The organism is Flavobacterium rarum (SeqCode) (assembly GCF_965234445.1).
In the GTDB taxonomy this organism is placed as follows: Bacteria; Bacteroidota; Bacteroidia; order Flavobacteriales; family Flavobacteriaceae; genus Flavobacterium; species Flavobacterium rarum.
Genome location: NZ_OZ248480.1, coordinates 99,584 through 118,322, shown reverse-complemented (window position 1 = coordinate 118,322; position 18,739 = coordinate 99,584). Strand labels below are relative to the sequence as shown.

The window sequence follows — 18,739 nt, the reverse complement described above, 5'->3', positions numbered from 1 at the left end:
GCAATTCTTAACTATTGAAATTGCCATTGTCATTGCCATTGATATTATTAATTAAGACTTAGGTATTCTGCAGTACTTTTTCTGTCAGCACTCATTGCTTCTTTACCGGCTTCCCAGTTTGCAGGACAAACTTCCCCTTTTTCTTGTATGTGAGTGTAAGCGTCAATCATACGTATGTATTCGTTTACGTTACGACCTAGTGGCATATCGTTTACACTTTCGTGGAAAATTTTTCCAGTTTCGTCAATTAAGTAAGTAGCTCTGAAAGTTACGTTTGAACCTTCAACCATTACTGAATCTGTTTCTTCACTGTATTCAGTTGAATCGATATCAAGAATTCCTAAAATGTTTGATAAGTTTCTGTTGGTATCTGCAAGAATTGGGTAAGTTACTCCTTCGATTCCACCGTTGTTTTTTGGAGTGTTCAACCAAGCAAAGTGTACTTCGTTTGTGTCACAAGAAGCTCCTATAACGATAGTGTTTCTTTTGTTGAATTCTGGTAATGCAGCTTGAAAAGCGTGTAATTCTGTTGGACATACAAAAGTAAAATCTTTTGGGTACCAAAACAAAAGCACTTTTTTGTTGTTTTTTGTAGCTTCCTCAAAAATATTGATTTTCAAATTGTCTCCCATTTCTGAGATAGCGTCGACTGCAATACTTGGGAATTTTTTACCTACTAATGACATATTTATTAATTTTAGTTGTTTAATTTTTTACTGGTGCAAAGATAAGGGATATAAAAAGAGTGATTAAATAAATATTAATGATTAATATTTATTTAACAATAGAATGTATTTATAGTGAGCTGTTAAATGTCTGTAATTGATACAGGTAAACTTCCTTTTCCTTTTTTGTCTTCCAGTAATTGTTCGGCTGCACTTTCCTGAAATTCGGTAAAGTCTTGGTACATTTCAACAATTCCAATTGTTTTCTTCAAATTTGGAATAACCTGCAAAGCATAAGGATTCCCAAAAACATACAAAATACATTTTTTGGTTTGAAACAATTGTCCTAAAAATTCCAAAACCGAATCTTCCAAATCGAAATTATTAAGAGGTTTTGCTTTGGGAACAAATAAGGAAATGAGTATGGTGTCAAATGGCGCTAAGTCTTCAATCAATGTTGTTTCAATTAAGTCATTGGCGTTTTCAATAGCATATTCAGGAGAAGGTAGAATGGTTGCCAGGTTTTTGAAAAACGGATTGTCAATGGTTTTATAAACACTCAACTTGGCCAGTCGTTCCCTGTTTTTAGCATCAAAAACAATTATTGAACAGTTGTTGTCCTTAATGTCTGTAATGCAATAATCGGCTATTTTTCGATTCAGCTCGGAAGTAATTTTAAAGTCAAAATCACGAGTAATGGTTGGATTTTTATCAAAAAGGCCTGCTTTTTGTTTGCATTTCATGATGCGATTCAAACTCGCTTCAATTCGTTCTGGTGTAGCATTTTTTAGAATTTCCTGAATCCCTTCGGCTACGTTTTCTGCAAAACAAAGGACATCATTTCCAGCATTGAACGCTTCCCATTCCAATTGTCCTTTTACATCGTACAATTTGGAAACACTGTGCATATTCAAAGCATCCGAAATAATTAAACCATCATAACCCAATTGCTCGCGCAGTAATTTTTCTATTATATTTTTGGATAATGTGGCAGAGGTTTCTTTTCCGTCGTTCAAAGCGGGAACAGCCAAATGACCAATCATAATGGAGTCAACTTGATTCTCAATTCCTTTTATAAATGGAACCAATTCGTTTTCGAGTAATTGCTCCAGATTTTCTTGTAAAACCGGTAATCCCAAATGCGAATCGACACTGGTATTGCCATGTCCTGGAAAGTGTTTGAGACAGCCCAAAATTCCAACATCGGACATTCCACGAAGGTATTCCAAAGCATATTGAGCCACTTTGTCTTTATTGGAGCCAAAAGAACGGTATCCAATCACTGGATTGTTGGGATTGTTGTTAATATCGGCCAATGGTGCCAAATTATAATGAATCCCAGCCGATTTTAAGTCCAATGCAATTTGTTTTCCCACTTCGTAAATCAAATCGATTTTTCTTTCGGGCAAAGCGCCCAATGTAATAGCATACGGATATTGCGGTGTTTTTTCGACGCGCATCGCCAATCCCCATTCGGCATCAATGCTCATTAATAGGGGAGTGGTGGCACATTTTTGATAGCGCACAATCAAGTCTTTCAACCGCTGAAAACTATCGTCGTTGAATTCTACCTTCTTTTTGGATTCATAGTTGGTAGCCGCACTGGCACTGCTATGAAAAAACGTCAATCCACCAATATTGTGTTCCTTGATTAAACGCTCCGTTTCCTGAATATTCTCTTCTGTATCGTTAATGAAAACGGCCGGGAAAAAGAATTGTCCTATTTTTTGTTCTAGTGTCATTTTGAAATGAATATTAGATTAAAGTTGAGACACAGATTTCACAAATTTACACAGATTAAATCCTCGAAATAATCTGTAAAACTTTTCAATTTAGGATATCGATGTTCAATTTAATTTTGGTAAAAGTTAATAAATCTTAATTCGACAGAAGGCTTCTGTCGTTTTGAGTTGTATTGATTATCATCACTTTGCAATTGCGCAGAAGCCTTCTGCGTAATTGAATCTATTTGACTCATTAATTTCAATTTAGTCAACTGTGTTGACGAAATTGAAGTTGCGTAAACTTTATTGGAAGAACTCATTCTGTTTTTAAGCCCTTCCTTACAAACATATACATATAGACTTTATAGTTTATAAAAAAAAATCTGTGCAAATTTGTGAAATCTGTGTTCTATTTACTTTTTTTGGGATAAGGAATCATTCTCCTCCTCTTTTTTTCCAAATTCCGCTGGATAAATCAAAAATTGTGATAAAATCAATCCAGGAATCGTGGCACAAAATACCCAAATAAAGAAATTGCCATAGCCTAAATATTGTTGTATAAAACCGCTCGCCATTCCAGGAAGCATCATGCCCAAAGCCATAAATCCTGTTGCAATAGAGTAGTGAGAAGTTTTTGATTCGCCTTCGGCTACGTAAATCAAATACATCATAAAGGCTGCAAAACCAAAACCGTATCCAAACTGCTCTGCAATAACTGTGACATAAATGTAGTAAACAGAAGTTGGATGAAAATGAGCCAGTAAAATAAAACCAATTATTGGCAAGTGCATCGCTAGGAACATCGGTAACATCCATTTTTTCAATCCTCCTTTGGAAATGGCTATACCACCTAGAATTCCTCCTACGACAAGTGCAGCGACTCCAAATGTTCCGTAAATAATTCCCACATCTTCGGTAGTTAATCCCAAACCGCCTTTGACTTTTTCATCGATTAAAAAAGGAGTCAACATTTTTAACAATTGTGATTCCCCCAGTCTGAAAAGCAAAATGAAAGCCAGTATCAGACCAATTTGTTTCTTTTGAAAAAATGTAGCAAAAACTTCACCAAAACTTGCTTTTGGAGCTGTTTCATTTTCTGTGATTTCTTCGACTTTTGGAGTAGTAAAAAAGTTGTATATCGTTAGGAAAGCCATAATTAAGGCCACAACAATCATCGTGTACGACCAAGCCTTGCTTTTGTCTCCAAATTTATTTTCTAAAAAACCTCCCAGAATGACAATCAATCCATTGGCAGTAAGCATCGAAAGGCGGTAAAACGTGCTTCGAATCCCTAAGAAAAAGGATTGCTGTTCTTTTTCTAATGCCAACATATAAAAGCCATCGCTCGCCACATCATTGGATGCCGATGCAAATGCCGCTACCCAAAAAAGCGCCAAACTCAACATGAAAAAATGATTCATCGGTATGGTCAATCCCACAATCAAAAACGCAATGGCAATAACCAATTGCATTGTTAGAAACCATTTTCTTTTGGTGGCGTACAAATCAATGAAAGGACTCCAAAGAGGTTTGATGACCCAAGGCAAGTACAATAAACTAGTGTAAACACCAATGTCTTCATTGGCAATACCCAAATTTTTGTACATAATCACCGAAACCGAAATAATAATCGCATACGGAAAACCCGAAGCGAAATTTAAAAACGGAATCCAATACCAAGGTTTGTTGTCTTTCATTTTTTTAAGAGTTTAAATTGTTTAAGGGTTTAATTGTTTAAAGGTTTAATTGTTTAAGGGGTTAAAGGTTTAAATTGTTTAAGGGTTTAAATGTTTAAGGGTTTGAAAGTTTAAGGGTTTAAAAGTTTAAGGGTTTAAAAGTTTAAGGGTTTAAAAGTTTAAGGGTTTAAGAGTTTAAAAGTTTAAATGTTTAAGGGTTTAAAAGTTTAAATTGTTTAAGGGTTTAAAAGTTTAAGGGTTTAAATTGTTTAATTGTTTGGATTTGGTCAAATTTTAATTGTAAATCAAAAATTATAGATTCATATAATTTCGTCTAGCACCTTTGTCAATCCCGATAATTATCGGGATAAACATTGACAAAGGTTAGAGATTCATCAGAACTTTATTAATGTTTCTTTTTTAAATTACCATTAAAATTTTAATTGTCTTAACAAGTTAGTAATTAAACCATCTTAAACCATCTTAAACCATCTTAAACCATTTTAAACTATCTTAAACCATTTTAAACCATTTTAAACAAACTTTAACCTTTTATTTCCTCTGTGTTTCTACCTGTAAATCGATTATTGTTTCAGGACTTTCGTTGGCATAATAATCTACGAAAGTAAAGGCAAAAGCCGTTTTTCCGATCATTTTATTAGCAGCTACTTCAATATTGAATGCTTCGTTTTCTTCTGTAACTGCTATTTTATCCAGAATCTGGCTTGCATCATTAATGTTGATTTTAGAAACGTCTTTGGTGCCATATACTATTATATACCTCACCTTTCCCAACTGTTTTGGTTTTTGGAATGAAATGTAATAATTAGAGGTGTCTTTTGTTATAGAATTAATAAGCAAACTTTCTGTCATTTCCTTTTTTAAATTAGGAACAGGCAACGGCAAAGCAGGATATTTGTATTGATTCTCTTGGATTATTTTTACCACATCTTGGTTTTTATTTATAAACCACTTAGCGCTAAAAAAACCATTTCCTTTTACGTTTTCGTAACTTCTTGCCTGATCAATTTGGTTTGGAATTTCATATTTATAATTCCAGCGTTTGTCAGCATCTGCTTTGATTTTGTAGGAGCTGTTGCCAATATATAGTGCGGTATTTGACGGTGTGTTTTCTGACCACCATTTTAATAATTTAGTATAAGATACAGCCGATGGTGATTTGTAATCCATACTCCAGTACAATTGAGGGACAATATAATCGATCCAGTTGTTGTTCATCCAGTCCATAGGATCTGCAAACAAATCGTCATAATTGCTAGTGCCATAAGTGACAGAACCTTTTGGGTCAAATTTTTGATTGCGCCAAACTCCAAACGGGCTGATGCCAAATTGTACCCATGGTTTTAGTTTCTTGATGGCAAACGAAATATTTTTGACAAAAGTGGTCACATTCAATCGTCTCCAGTCGGCTAGGGAAAGTCCGTTTCCGAATTTTTGATAGGATGCAGTATCATTAAAATTCTCCCCTTTTACTACATAAGGATAAAAATAATCATCAAAATGTATCGCGTCAATATCGTATTTTATTACCACTTCTTCGACCAAAGAGGTAAGGTGTTGTTGCACTTCGGGAAGGGCAGGATTGTAATAATATTTGCCTCCATATTGAATCATCCACTCGGGATGTTTGTAATAATCATGATTAGGACTCAAGGTTTCGGTTTTTAAATCAAAAGAGGCACGGTAGGGATTGAGCCAAGCGTGAAATTCAAAACCACGGGTGTGCGCTTCGGCAATCATCCATTCGAGTACGTCATAATTTGGATTGGGCGCATTTCCTTCTTTTCCGGTCAAATAACGAGACCAAGGAGCCATCATCGTTGGATACAAAGCATCACCCACAGATCGAATTTGTACAATTACAGCATTGTAATTCAGTTTTTGGTACGTGTCTAGGATCTCAATAAAGTCGGTTTTTTGTTTCTCCACCAAATCTGTACTGCTTTTAGGCCAGTCAATATTTACAACCGTGGCAATCCAAACGGCTCTGAATTCGTTTTTGGGATGCATCTCTCTATTTTGAGCATGTGCAATGACAGCAAAAAACAAAAGATATATAGTTAGGAATAGTTGGGACTTCTTTAAAATCATTTTTACTCTTTTTATGCAGCATTCAAAAGTAGTTTTTTTAGCTAAGTTTATTAAATTAATTGCTAATTAAATTCGAATTAGCGTTTTGGTTTTGCAGTATTGCCAAAAAGAATCTTCATGCGCCTGATCCAGCTATCCGCTATAGCCCTCGATTGCAACTCTTTTTTTACTAGCCACTACAGGAGCTTCCTCTGGTCGCTCTGTATCGGCAGTAAAAAATAGTGTTCCAATTCTCGGGGCTGTCGCTTTTATCTGGGGCGGGGATTTGCTGCATTGATGGAGCTTTTGTACTAATTTAGAAAATAGACAATCCTAATGATATTCACGGGAGAAGTCTGGAGATTCTTATCACATTTACGGTTTTCAAGAGCTTTAATAAAAGCTTGAAGTCGTAAGGCTTCGGAGTAACTACACTTTGGGGAGCCGGCTTAAACTCTTGCATAATCGCCTTTCCAGTGTTTAATTTCTTTTTTAATTTCAGTTCCTGAAAGTTTATTAAAAAGTGTTTTTTTGATGAGTTTTTCTAGTTCGTCATCGGGAGCAAAACGTAAAGCAAATAACTGGTCATCTTTTAAACGATTTTCAAAATTCTCCAGTCTTTTTCCCGTAAGAGAAAAATAGCGGTATCGGAGTTCAAGACGCACAATTCGGTTCTGTAAAATCAGTGCATAATGCTGACGCAGCATAAAAGCAAGAAAAAACAAAGCAATAAAAACTGCACTGATAAAACTCCAAATCAATTGGTCTTCGGATGTAAAAACAAAAAATACACTAAAAACCAGCAATGTCATTATAATCGGATAATAAATAAAATGATGCGGCGTATAATATCGAATGTGATTTTTAAAGGATTGTCTTTTCATGTTTCAGTTTTTTTATAACACGCTAACAGATTTATTTTACACATGTACATTCATCAGATTATCAAAAATCCCGAATACTTTAAGCAGCCAGATTATCACAAAGATTACAACAACAATGTTAAAGATATTTTTAATTTTAGAATCCATCGGTATGTAAGTGTTAACAAGCCAAAAAAGGACGCCTACAACAATTAATACGACTACTACAGTAACTAATGGCATATCATGAAGTTTTAGATTTATGTCCAAATGTATTTCACTTTTTATTGAATTGCTTTATATAATTATTTAAAACTGTTACATAATTCAAGTCTATGCTATTTACTTTTTTTAATTAAATATTTGAAAAAATAAACCGATAAAAATGCCGTAAAAATTAAGTCTTACGGCACTTTTCATCCAAATTACAAACTATTCCTTTATATCATCACCTTCTTTAATTTCTTCACTAGCAGTTTTCAACAGTTTGATACTTGAATGCAAAGTGCCGAATATTTCAATTTTATCATCGATTTCGCTACCTTTTTTAATATCAATCCGAGTGGCTTTATGGTTTAAGACTTCTGATTTCGATCCTTATTTTCTGATTACGTTATTAAGAAATTAGTATCTCCACTAAAAAATTAGTTAAAATATTAATCAATTAGTTTTGCTACTAATTAATTAGTAGTTACATTTGTCAAAATATTTCTATACTATGATAAAATTAGCTAAACGAGAAGAACAGATCATGCAAGTCTTTTGGGATTTGAACAAAGCCTTTATTAGAGATATAATTCCATTGCTGCCAGACCCAAAACCGCATTACAACAGCGTGGCAACAATAGTGAAAATACTGGAAGAAAAAGGGTTTTTGAATCATGAAACCACAGGGAATATGCATTGTTTTTTTCCGGTTATCAGCAGAGAAGAGTATCAGCAGTTTGCGCTGAAGGATGTCGTAAGTCAGTATTTTGATAATTCGTATCCCCGAATGCTTGCTTTTTTTGCCAAAGAGCAAAAGCTTACCGAAAAGGAGTTGGATGAAATTGTAAACATCATTAAAAAAGATAAAGTATGATACCATATATTTTGTACACAGCGCTAATTCTTTCTGCTTGCCTTTTGTTTTATAAAATGCTTTTACAGAAAGAAACGTTCTTCCACTTGAACAGATTTGTCTTGCTTGGTTGTATGATTTTGGCTTTTATATTGCCATTGCTTCCTATTCCGCAGCAACTATCCTTACGAAAAGTTGCAGTAGAAAAGCACGTTCCTTTGGCGAAAACGGCTGTTGACAAAAGTATGGCTATTGTGCTAAAAGAACCACCAGTGCAGGAAGTTATTGTCGAACAGGCCAAACAGACCTTTGATGTGGACTTGTTGCTGCAATGGCTGGTTTATTTGTATTGGTTTGGTGTATTGCTATTTGGTGTTAACTTTTTGATGCAGGCTTGTGTGTTGCTGTACAGAGCGTATTCATTTTCGGCAATTCAGGACGGGAAATTCCGCATTGTCGAAATCACTGGTGACAAAGCTCCTTGTTCATTTGCCAACAATATTTTTATCAATCCCGAAAAGTACGAGTGGGAAACGTACAATCAGATTTTGCTACATGAAAAAATCCATATTGAGCAAAAACATACTGTTGATTTATTGCTGGCCGAAGCAGTTATTATTTTTCAGTGGTTTAATCCGTTTGCCTGGCAATGGCGAAAAGCATTGGAGAGTAATCTTGAATTTTTGACTGACAACGAAATGCTGCAACAAGACACTGTTGAAAAAGAGAGTTATCAGTATAGTCTGCTCAAAGTGGCGGCACCCCATTTTCCGTTGAGTCTTACAACTAATTATAATCAATCATTAATCAAAAAACGAATCATTATGATGAATTCAAAAAAATCAAGCGTACACACAACGTGGAAATATTTTTTCCTGTTGCCTTTATTGGTTTTGCTTGTCTGCCTTTTTAATCAGCCGGTAGCGCAAGGTCAAAACCCAAATTTAATTGAAGCGCCTAAGGAGCAATCAAACACTCAAAACGGTATGGATACCGAAGGCAGCTGGTTTGCTGTTATCAAAGGCACTACAGTAAATATTCAGTTCAGGAATGACGATGGCGATAATTCTTCAACTACTTTTCAGTTGAGTGAATTGACAGGACTAACAAAGGACATGAAAGGCGAGTTTAAAATAACACGCGAAGCAGGAACCATTAATTTTGAAGGAAAATTTGACGGGAACAACGGAATGGGAGCCTATACCTTTACTGCCAATAAAAATTTCAGCACAGCAATGGCTCAAGAAGGAGTTGTCGTGGCAGCTGAAAGTGACTTTATGGCTTTCTTTATGGTAAACGTGAAAATTTCATACGTAAAAATGCTGAAGAAAAACGGTTACAAGACTATTGACAAAGATCAGTTGATTCCGTTGGCTGCTTTAAATGCAGATGAGGCGTATATTTCGTCTATTAAAGAGGCTGGAATTCCTGATTTTGATTTGGAAGATTTAATACCTTTTAAATCAATGGGTATCGATAAAGCTTTTATTGACGACATACGCCAAGCTGGTTATAAAAACATTACTGCCGATAATATTATTGCCTTAAAATCGCAAGGCATTAACGGCAAATTTATTACCGATTTTCATAATGCAACCAATGGTAATGGCGATGATGAAAATGAGGATAACATCATTGCATTCAGGTCTTTAAATATTGATGCTGCATTTATTGATTCATTTAAAGCTATTGGGTATACTAATCTTTCGAACGATGATCTGATGGCTTTGAAATCGTTAAATATCACGCCAAATTATATCAGTGAGTTTGAAAAAATTGGCTATAAAAATATCAAAACTGATGATTTGTTTGCTTTGAAATCACTAAATGTTACGCCAAAATACATTACAGATTTTGAAAAAGCAGGTTTCAATACCCTCAAAATAGACGATTTAGTTGCTATGAAATCACAAAATATAACTCCAGACTTAATCAAAGAATACAAAAATCTTGGATTTACAGACTTGAATGTAGACGATGTTATTGGAGCAAAATCTATTGGAGTTTCTCCAGCCTTTATTAAATCAATGAAAGAAAAAGGACATAATTTTAAAACACTGGAAAAGTATATGGAATTGAAAGCTGTTGTTGGCACCAATTAAGCCGATAAACCACTAGTTTCTTAATTGTACAAGACTGTTAATACAGTTTTAATGAAAAAAAAATCAAATTGTAAGACTAAAATTTAAGTAAGCCCAAACCGCAAGGAATGGGCTTTTTTTATTTTTTTTTACTACTAAAATCTATTTCAAAAGACATTTAGGTTAAAAGTCGGGTGACTTTTATTAGGGGAGTGGTTTTCAAGAACTTTTAATCAAAAAGCAAAGTTATAAGGCTTTAATTAGCGGATTTTCAATAGTTAAGAGAATGCCAAGGAATATATTTTTTATTAAAAATAAGTGAAAAAATTTCGTATATTAGCAAGAGAAAATATTTATTTTCATCAAGGATGGGGGTGAACTTTCTTACGTATGTTTATTTTGTTTAAAACTTATAAAATTCAGTTATATGCACAAACCTGAAATTCCTGATAATGAAGATCTTCGTTCCGAAGCATTAAATGTTTATAAAATACTAGATACATTACCTGAAGAAGAGTATGATGCCTTAACCAAAATAGCAGCAGAAATTTGTGGTACACCCATCGCATTGGTAAGTTTAGTGGATCAAAATCGACAATGGTTCAAATCACATCATGGTTTGGATGCGAGCGAGACTCCTAGGGATCTTGCCTTTTGCGCACATGCAATCAACACACCTAATGAATTATTTATTATTCCAGACGCCACTAAAGACGAAAGGTTTCATGATAATCCGTTAACTACAAATGCCCCAAACGTAATATTTTATGCAGGTGCTCCTTTAAACACCAAGGACGGTTATTCTTTAGGTACGCTTTGTGTTATTGATCATAAACCAAGAGAAGGCCTGACAGCGAGTCAACAAGAATCATTAAAGGCATTGGCCAATCAAGTTATTTCGCAATTTGAACTTCGCAAAAAAAATAGATTTTTAGAAGATTTGAATGATGATATTTCGAAAAAAAATGTACAGTTAAACCAATTTGCGCATCGTCTTACTCATGATTTAAAAGTTCCCATTCGTGGCGTAAATTCTTTATTATTTTTTATAAAAGAAGATTATAAAACACTCATCGAAAATACAGACTTAGAGGTATGGATCGATTTGATTTATTCACGAAATGAATACATGGATTTTTTAATTAACGGTATTTTAGAATATACGAAAGTTAGTAATGACCAAATTTGTTTTGAAGACTTTAATGTCGAAAGTGTCATTCATTATATAGTTGATAATGATGCTTTAAATATTCCAACTAGTATTCATTATAAAAATTGCGATACTGTCATAAGGCATTCAAAAATAGGTTTTGTTCAAATCATTCAAAATCTTTTATCAAATACCACAAAACATACTGACAAAGAAGAATGTAATGTTTGGATATCGCTAACAGAAAATGAAACTAGTTATTCATTCGTTTATGAAGATGATGGGCCAGGTATACCAGAAGAATATTGGGAAAAAGTATTTCAATTATTTGAAACGGTCAGTTCAAAAAGTGGTAAGAATGCAGGTATTGGCTTGTCAACAATAAATGCGATTGTAGAGAGAGTAGGAGGTACTATCTGTTTGAAAAACAGAGAAGACAATAAAAAAGGGGCTTGTTTTTGTTTTGTTTTACCCAAACAGGACGATTGTTGATTTTTTATCAATAACAAGAAGATTGGATGATACTTTTAGTTTTTTTTATCAATGATTTAGGATTTAAAGTATGTGAATCAGAAAAATAGAGCTTCACTTGGTGCCAGTTCTGCGATTCCAAAAGCTTTCTGAACCCGACTTTGAACTTTTTTTAAATGTTCTAGTAATTCGTAAATCTAATAAAAGTCTCCCGATTTTTTCGTTAATAACATATAAATTCAAATTCAAATTCAAATTCAAATCGTTTGCTTATAAATCGAAACGCTCCCTCTTAAAATAAAAAAATATAAAAAGCTACAAAATAACAGAATTGTTACTTTGTAGCTTTTTATAATGATTTGAAACGCCTATCATTCTAAAGACATTCACGGGAAAAGTCGGGAGACTTTTATCGCATTTACGGTTTTCAAGAACTTTTAAAAAAACGCAAAGTCATGAGACTTCGCGGAGCGGGGTTAAAAGTCGGGAGACTTTCGACACGTTTACGTATTTTAAGAACTTTCAAAAAAACACAAAGTCATGAGACTTTGCGGAGCGGGAAAAACGCAAAGTCGGGAGACTCCATATCTTTAAATTATTATATGCGTTAAAATACACAGTACAAAAATAATTGTATTAAAATGCACAATTGTTTTTAATTAAATTAGTAAATGTTGTCTTTAAGCCTATTTTTTGTAATTTTGTAGCTATAAATACAATAATTATGGTGACTATTGGCGATAAAATAAAAAAAATGAGAGAAGATAGAGGACTTTCTCAAAAAGAAGTGGCTTCTGTTGCTGATATTGATAGAGGGCAATACTCTAGAATAGAAACTAACAAAGTAGAACCTTCTCTTTCTACATTAGAAAAAATAGGATTGGCTTTTAAAGTAGATGTAGAAGACTTCTTCAAAAAAGAAGCTCCTATTACTATAGACAGCTTTGATAAAACTTTGGTAGAAAAAGTGAAAATCATTGACGAACTGGAAACTGAACAAAAAAGCCACATCTACGCTATTATAGATATGGCAGTTTCTAATAATCGTTTGAAAAACACGCTTACAAACGCATTGCAAGTTAATTTCTAAAATACAATAAAATGATACGAACATTCATAACACCAACACAAAGCAACTACAATGTGGCTTTGGTGTTTCCCGAAGATTATTTGGGAGAGGAACTAGAAGTAATTGTTTTCAAAAAACAAGAAGGATTGGTTACTGAAATAAAACTAAATCCTATAAAATTGTCTGATAAATACAGAGGCGTATTTACTAAAGAAGACGCCAAAAGCTTTAATGACCACAGCCAACAAATGCGTAAAGAATGGGACAGTATTTAATTGATAATAATGCGATTTCAAATTTCTTCTCGGGGCTTTTTACTGAAAAAGGGATGGATTTTATGGCAGAGGTTTTAGACCAAATACCTACCATTTCTGTAATTACAGAGATTGAAGCTTTGTCTTGGATTAATCCCGATAAAAGCAAAGAACAAATTGTAAAAGCATTTATTCAAGACGCAACTGTTTTGGCTCTTACTCCTGATGTAGTGGTTCAATGCGTTAGTATTAGACGAAGCCGTAAAATAAAAACCCCTGATGCAATTATGGCAGCTACCGCCATCGTTCACAATCGTACACTTATTACTAGTGATAGGGATTTTAATAATATCACAGGACTTAATGTTATTGATCCTTTTAATTTATAATTAACCCGTTGGGTGAAATTCTAAGAAAAATCTAACCACATAGAATCATAGATTAATGTTAAATAGGTAAAGAATAAATAGAAATAGCACTATTTCACACATAGAATTTCTTTGTGAATAGTAAAATGTCTGTTTCTTTCTTTTAAAAATTATAAACTCTATGTTTCTATGTGGTGAAAAATAATTACAACCAACGGGTTTATAATTATAAATTAGTAACATGTTTTTAACTTTAGTTCTCGAACAAAATCCTGATTATGTTGATGAACTGGAGGATTAATACAATATTCAACTACCGCTAATATTTAAAGCATTTGTGCAAATTTTTGAGTTTGGAAATTTCAAACCAATCCACTCTGCGATTCCAAAAGCTTTCGGAACCCGACTTTGAACTTTTTTTAAATGTTCTAGTAATTCGTAAATCTAATAAAAGTCTCCCGATTTTTTCGTTAATAACATATAAATTCAAATTCAAATTCAAATCGTTTGCTTATAAATCGAAACGCTCCCTCTTAAAATAAAAAAATATAAAAAGCTACAAAATAACAGAATTGTTACTTTGTAGCTTTTTATATTGATTTGAAACGCATATCATTCTAAAGACATTCACGGGAAAAGTCGGGAGACTTTTATCGCATTTACGGTTTTCAAGAACTTTTAAAAAAAAAGCAAAGTCATGAGACTTTGCGGAGCGGGGTTAAAAGTCGGGAGACTTTCGACACGTTTACGTTTTTTAAGAACTTTAAAAAAAACACAAAGTCATGAGACTTTGCGGAGCGTTGCGTTATAAGAAAGATAATTTAGAAAGTTTACACGAAATGATTGCTAGTTTTCATTCGATAAATTATAATTATGGAACAAAATTTGTATTTTTGGTTTTTAAAACAGAGAAGAATGAAAGCTATTGAGTTAAAGAGAGAATTGCATAGTTTTATCGATGAAGAAGATGATAAATCTGTTGAAATATTTTACCAAATGGTAAAATCGTATATTGTTCAAAAGCGCAAGGATAAAATGATTGCTGAAGGAGAAGATGATATTAAAAACGGTCGTATGCATAGTCTTAAAGAGTCTAAAGAAATTATGGATAAATGGGAAACAATATAATAGTTGAATTAACCTCAAGAGCATTAAAAGACTTACAAGAAATAAGAGGATTTAACGATTTGCTTTACGGAGTTCCAAAGTCTAAAGAGATAATCAGTACTATTTTTAATACCATTGAAATTTTAGAGATTTCTGATTTTGATTTTACCGAAATAGGTTCTATAGATGAAGATTTTGTTCATCTAAAGTATGAGTATAGAAAGTTAATAGAAAGCCATTATAAAATAACATATCGTAAAGCGAAGAGTAAAATATATGTAGTTCGAGTATTTGATACAAGACAAAATCCGAATAAAAATAAATAAATTATTGTTTGAGAACCCCACTCTGAGATTCCGAAAGCTTTCGGAACCCGACTTCGAACTTTTTTTAAATGTTCTTGTAAAATGTAAATCTAATAAAAGTATCCCGACTTTTCCCGCTCTGCGAAGTCTCCAGACTTCGAACTTTTTTTAAATGTTCTTGTAAAATGTAAATCTAATAAAAGTCTCCCGACTTTTTCCGAGAATATCTTTATAATTCAAAGAATTTTAGAACTATAATCAATACAAATTGTAATTAATAAAAGCAATAGGATTCAAAACATCAACAATGGGATTGTCTGCTTTTTCTATTTTAAGAAGTCTTGTATCGTTTACATAATTACTGGCACTTGAGTATATGTATTGTGATGCTTTTTCGACAATTCCTGCACGTACAGGATTTAGATGAATATAATCCAACTTTGACCACATAAACTTGTTGGTGTAGATTTCTTCTGGATGGTTGCCATATTGCCACCCGAGCCTGAAAGGCGAACTGACGAAGTAAAATTGATAGTTTTTGTTTCTAGAATGGCTTTCGGTTGCCAATTTAAATCGATCCAACATCCATTGGCTCCGCCGAACCACTTCGTTAGGTTTCTCTTCGGCTCTAGGGTTCGATTTGTATTTTTTCTAAGATTTTGGTTGCTATGAATTTTTTGAAATCACGTATTAAATCCGAAAGTTTACCGTCACTGGATTGAACTTTTAAATGAATATGATTGCTCATAATAATACCGATTATGTATTGCTTCGCCTGTTCGCTATCGCTCGGGTCAATATAGTCCAAAAAAAATGGACTATTTTCATACTATATCGGCATTATATCCCCGATCGCTCGGATATGTAAAAAAGTCTCTTAGGCACGATAGCGCGGATTTGCACACGAACGAAGTGAACTGACGAAGTAATCCGTGCCCACAAAGCAAATCTACACGAAAAGAAACAAATTAAAGCCATAAGATTGTTTTATTTGTAGCTTTTATTGTATTTTTAAATAAAAAAGGATGTCGACAAAATATAAAGCAACAACAACAGATCAGGCATATTTTATAACCATAACAACTGTAGGTTGGGTTGATGTTTTTACGCGACTCAACCAAAAGTACAATATTGTTAATGCTTTGCAATATTGTCAAGAGAAAAAAGGACTTGAAATATATGCGTATTGCATTATGCACAGTCATATACATTTAATGTGCAAAGCCACAAATGGTTTTATTTTATCGGATGTCATGCGTGATTTTAAAAAATATACCTCCAAGAAAATTATTCAAACTATTATGGAAGAGCCAGAGAGCCGCAGGGAGTGGCTTTTGGCTTATTTTGAAAAAGCGTGTGCGCATCTAAAACGAGATCAAAGTTATAAAGTGTGGCAAGACGGCTATCACGCTGAAATAATAGAAACCAATTGGTTTATAAAACAAAAGGTTAACTATATTCACAATAATCCTGTAAAAGATAAAGTAGTTGCCTTGCCAGAGGATTATTATTTTAGTTCTGCAAGAAATTATGCAGGCTTAGAAAATGATTTGGATGTTGTGATGTTGGATTTGTTTTAGATTGTTGCTCTATTGTGTGGGCACGGATTGCAAATCCGCGCTATCGTACGTAGAGATATATCCGCGCCATAGGGGTTATTATTTTAGTTCGGCAAGAAATTATGCAGGCTTAGAAAATGATTTGGATGTTGTGATGCTAGATTTGTTTTAGATTGTTGCTCTATTGTGTGGGCACGGATTGCAAATCCGCGCTATCGTGCGTCGAGACATATCCGCGCGATCGGGGTTTACTGTGTGGGCACGGATTGCAAATCCGCGCTATCGTGCGTAGAGAGAGATATCCGCGCGATCGGGTTTTATTAAATCACATTAGCCAAGCTTTTCTATATTTTTTTCGTCAATTATTTCTTTGCCATTTTTCAATAGCAACGCATCTAAATATTTTGCCATTTCAACAAAAATTTTTAGATCTTCCAACTTAGGGGTTCTTGCAAATTGAATGGATATCCAATTGTCAGATTTATTAAAGCTTGCGCTAATATTATATACTCCTTTTTTTTTGTCAAGCTCTTTGAAACACCAAATCTTATTTAAACTTCCCAAAACTCTATCTCTAAAATCTTCAGGAACGTTATTGATGTTTTGTAAAGATATTTTTCCTTCTTCGGTATTTTCTTTCCAAGTAAATTGGTCTTGATGTCCGTTTACAAAATCAATCCATTTTTCGTATTCCATTGGTTGATTTTTAATAAAAACAGAATCCATAATGTTTTTAGCAATGTAAAAATGTGTACTTCTATTAAACTTCATATACTTATTTTATAAAATCTTCTAATGCTTTTATTTCAAACTTAATTTTAGGGTCTATTATATTTAACTTATTCATCCAAGACGTTTTAAGAGACTCTGTAATATTTGCTTTCGGCATATAAATATGAATTTCAGCGTTTGTTATAAACATCGTTAGTTTATTATTCAGGTCAATTAGGCCTAAATCTGGCTTGAGACCATCCTTTAAAAACCTTATATTATCTTGAACAGATTGGTATCTAAGCCAATCATCTACATTTGTTTGAATTGTGGTTTTCATTGATACAGCTGTGTTAGCAAAGATTTCACCTCCTTGTTGTGTTCCTTTATAAAAATCAATCCCTTTTACATTAAATGATATATCTCCAGTATGATTCCAACCAGAAGATTTTAAATAGCGGTATTGTCCCATAATATCTTCAAAGAAACTTCTACCACCCAACATGTCTTGAATTGGATACTTGGTGTTCCAAATGTTTTTAATATCATCTAATTTCTGTGCAAGTGTTTTGTTTGTAAATCCTAACAAGTCATTTGCTACTTGTAGCTCTTTCCACTTAACATAACCGCCAGCATTTTTTATTGCTTCAAGATTTTTTGAAACTATATTGAGTTCTTCTATGTTGGTTCTTAATGTTGGTTTTTCCTTATTAAGTAATTGCCATGCATCGAAGCCTTTGGACTCATTTACTATTGTTTTAAATTCAGCAGGGGATGAAGTTAAATCGTTTGCTAATAAAAGTACTGTACAATCAGTATTTTGGGCATTTAAATTTAGATACCCTAATAGCATCAAATAAAAAAAGAATTGTTTTATTATAAGTTTCATTTAATTTATTTTAAAATAAGTACTTTTAAATTCGTTATTGGCTTTTTGAACTAGTTCCATTTCTACTCGATTTGTACTGTATTCTTGACCTCTGTAAATCCATCTAAAAATATGTGGATAAAGTAGTTCATCTGCAATACTTTTTTTACATATAACTTTTTCTTCGTCTAAATCATATATAAAACATAAATTAGAAAATGCCTGAATGATTTGAATTTGCGTTGGATTAATTAAGTATGCCCATTCGATATCTATATCACTTTGGAATTTTATTTTTTTATTTTCCAAAGTTAACAGATCCGTTAAAACCAAACTTCTTTTATTAATCAACAAGTGTTTTTCAGGATAAAAAAAACTTCCGACCAAGTTATCTATAGTTGTATTTCCATTTTCTCTAAAATATACTTTTAAACTTTTTTTTGTATAATCTAATGTGTTGAGTAAAAGAAAATCTATACACGGAATGAACGCAAAATTTTTAGTAGGATGCTCTGTTTCAATTTTTTCATTTACTAAGCATTGAATTGTTTTTTCTGAAAATAATTCATCAGTTTTATCAATGCCATCAAGCAGTACCGAGTAGTATACAAGCTCTTGGCCTCTATTAGGCTCTTCCCATCCCATATACTTTAACTCAATTCTTTTATTTATAGTTTTAAATAAACTTAAATGTTCAATTTGCTTTATTTGTATCAT

The 18,739-nt window shown here is 33.2% G+C and carries 19 protein-coding genes; 9 read left to right on the top strand and 10 right to left on the bottom strand.

Features of this window, described 5'->3' with window-relative positions:
* Positions 1–47 precede the first annotated feature (47 nt).
* The 6 genes from AC8GF4_RS04200 to AC8GF4_RS04175 all read right to left on the bottom strand — a co-directional run bounded on the left by AC8GF4_RS04200 (position 48) and on the right by AC8GF4_RS04175 (position 7,262).
* Positions 48–686, bottom strand: coding sequence for a peroxiredoxin (locus AC8GF4_RS04200; protein WP_506592933.1), 639 nt, complete (start codon positions 684–686; stop codon positions 48–50).
* 122 nt (positions 687–808) lie between these two features.
* A complete protein-coding gene (locus tag AC8GF4_RS04195) occupies positions 809–2,407 on the bottom strand; it encodes a glycoside hydrolase family 3 protein (protein WP_506592932.1) in 1,599 nt (532 codons plus the stop codon).
* 395 nt (positions 2,408–2,802) lie between these two features.
* Positions 2,803–4,086 (bottom strand): MFS transporter, encoded by a 1,284-nt coding sequence (locus AC8GF4_RS04190; protein ID WP_506592931.1) that lies wholly within the window; start codon positions 4,084–4,086, stop codon positions 2,803–2,805.
* Positions 4,087–4,617: 531 nt separating this feature from the next.
* Positions 4,618–6,177 (bottom strand): glycoside hydrolase family 10-like protein, encoded by a 1,560-nt coding sequence (locus AC8GF4_RS04185; protein WP_506592930.1) that lies wholly within the window; start codon positions 6,175–6,177, stop codon positions 4,618–4,620.
* A 428-nt stretch (positions 6,178–6,605) separates the two neighbouring features.
* Positions 6,606–7,040 (bottom strand): DUF6526 family protein, encoded by a 435-nt coding sequence (locus tag AC8GF4_RS04180; protein WP_506592929.1) that lies wholly within the window; start codon positions 7,038–7,040, stop codon positions 6,606–6,608.
* 36 nt (positions 7,041–7,076) lie between these two features.
* Complete coding sequence (locus AC8GF4_RS04175; RefSeq protein ID WP_506592928.1) at positions 7,077–7,262, bottom strand: Thivi_2564 family membrane protein; 186 nt, start codon at positions 7,260–7,262, stop codon at positions 7,077–7,079.
* A 475-nt stretch (positions 7,263–7,737) separates the two neighbouring features.
* On the opposite strand from AC8GF4_RS04175, the gene AC8GF4_RS04170 reads away from it, so the two are divergent.
* From AC8GF4_RS04170 to AC8GF4_RS04135, 8 genes are all read left to right on the top strand, one after another.
* Positions 7,738–8,100, top strand: coding sequence for a BlaI/MecI/CopY family transcriptional regulator (locus AC8GF4_RS04170; protein WP_219318079.1), 363 nt, complete (start codon positions 7,738–7,740; stop codon positions 8,098–8,100).
* Complete coding sequence (locus tag AC8GF4_RS04165) at positions 8,097–10,181, top strand: M56 family metallopeptidase (protein ID WP_506592926.1); 2,085 nt, start codon at positions 8,097–8,099, stop codon at positions 10,179–10,181. Before AC8GF4_RS04170 ends, AC8GF4_RS04165 begins: the two co-directional genes overlap by 4 nt.
* Positions 10,182–10,587: 406 nt before the next feature.
* Positions 10,588–11,802 carry a sensor histidine kinase gene (locus AC8GF4_RS04160; protein WP_506592925.1) on the top strand — a complete coding sequence of 405 codons (1,215 nt, stop codon included), beginning with the start codon at positions 10,588–10,590 and terminating at the stop codon, positions 11,800–11,802.
* Between the two features lie 703 nt (positions 11,803–12,505).
* On the top strand, positions 12,506–12,871 hold the full coding sequence (locus tag AC8GF4_RS04155) for a helix-turn-helix domain-containing protein (RefSeq protein WP_506592923.1): 366 nt from the start codon (positions 12,506–12,508) through the stop codon (positions 12,869–12,871).
* An 11-nt stretch (positions 12,872–12,882) separates the two neighbouring features.
* Entirely contained in the window at positions 12,883–13,125 is a 243-nt protein-coding gene (locus AC8GF4_RS04150; RefSeq protein WP_506592921.1) for a hypothetical protein, read from the top strand.
* A complete protein-coding gene (locus tag AC8GF4_RS04145) occupies positions 13,110–13,493 on the top strand; it encodes a type II toxin-antitoxin system VapC family toxin (RefSeq protein ID WP_506592920.1) in 384 nt (127 codons plus the stop codon). Before AC8GF4_RS04150 ends, AC8GF4_RS04145 begins: the two co-directional genes overlap by 16 nt.
* 894 nt (positions 13,494–14,387) lie before the next feature.
* Complete coding sequence (locus AC8GF4_RS04140) at positions 14,388–14,600, top strand: hypothetical protein (RefSeq protein WP_506592918.1); 213 nt, start codon at positions 14,388–14,390, stop codon at positions 14,598–14,600.
* Positions 14,585–14,905, top strand: a complete 321-nt coding sequence (locus AC8GF4_RS04135) for a type II toxin-antitoxin system RelE/ParE family toxin (RefSeq protein ID WP_506592916.1) — start codon at positions 14,585–14,587, stop codon at positions 14,903–14,905. Before AC8GF4_RS04140 ends, AC8GF4_RS04135 begins: the two co-directional genes overlap by 16 nt.
* Positions 14,906–15,142: 237 nt before the next feature.
* Here the strand turns inward: AC8GF4_RS04135 and AC8GF4_RS04130 are convergent, their stop codons facing one another.
* A complete protein-coding gene (locus AC8GF4_RS04130) occupies positions 15,143–15,451 on the bottom strand; it encodes a hypothetical protein (protein WP_506592914.1) in 309 nt (102 codons plus the stop codon).
* Positions 15,452–15,909: 458 nt separating this feature from the next.
* Between AC8GF4_RS04130 and AC8GF4_RS04125 the strand changes: the two genes are divergently transcribed.
* The gene (locus AC8GF4_RS04125) at positions 15,910–16,464 is read left to right on the top strand and encodes an REP-associated tyrosine transposase (RefSeq protein WP_506592912.1); all 555 of its coding nucleotides are present in this window, start codon (positions 15,910–15,912) and stop codon (positions 16,462–16,464) included.
* Between the two features lie 309 nt (positions 16,465–16,773).
* Here the strand turns inward: AC8GF4_RS04125 and AC8GF4_RS04120 are convergent, their stop codons facing one another.
* The 3 genes from AC8GF4_RS04120 to AC8GF4_RS04110 are packed head-to-tail and all read right to left on the bottom strand — an operon-like array spanning position 16,774 to position 18,739.
* A complete protein-coding gene (locus AC8GF4_RS04120) occupies positions 16,774–17,214 on the bottom strand; it encodes a hypothetical protein (protein WP_506592910.1) in 441 nt (146 codons plus the stop codon).
* A 4-nt stretch (positions 17,215–17,218) separates the two neighbouring features.
* A complete protein-coding gene (locus tag AC8GF4_RS04115; RefSeq protein WP_506592908.1) occupies positions 17,219–18,043 on the bottom strand; it encodes a hypothetical protein in 825 nt (274 codons plus the stop codon).
* Positions 18,044–18,739: a hypothetical protein gene (locus AC8GF4_RS04110; protein ID WP_506592907.1), complete on the bottom strand. Its 696-nt coding sequence runs from the start codon at positions 18,737–18,739 to the stop codon at positions 18,044–18,046. It abuts the gene before it with no gap.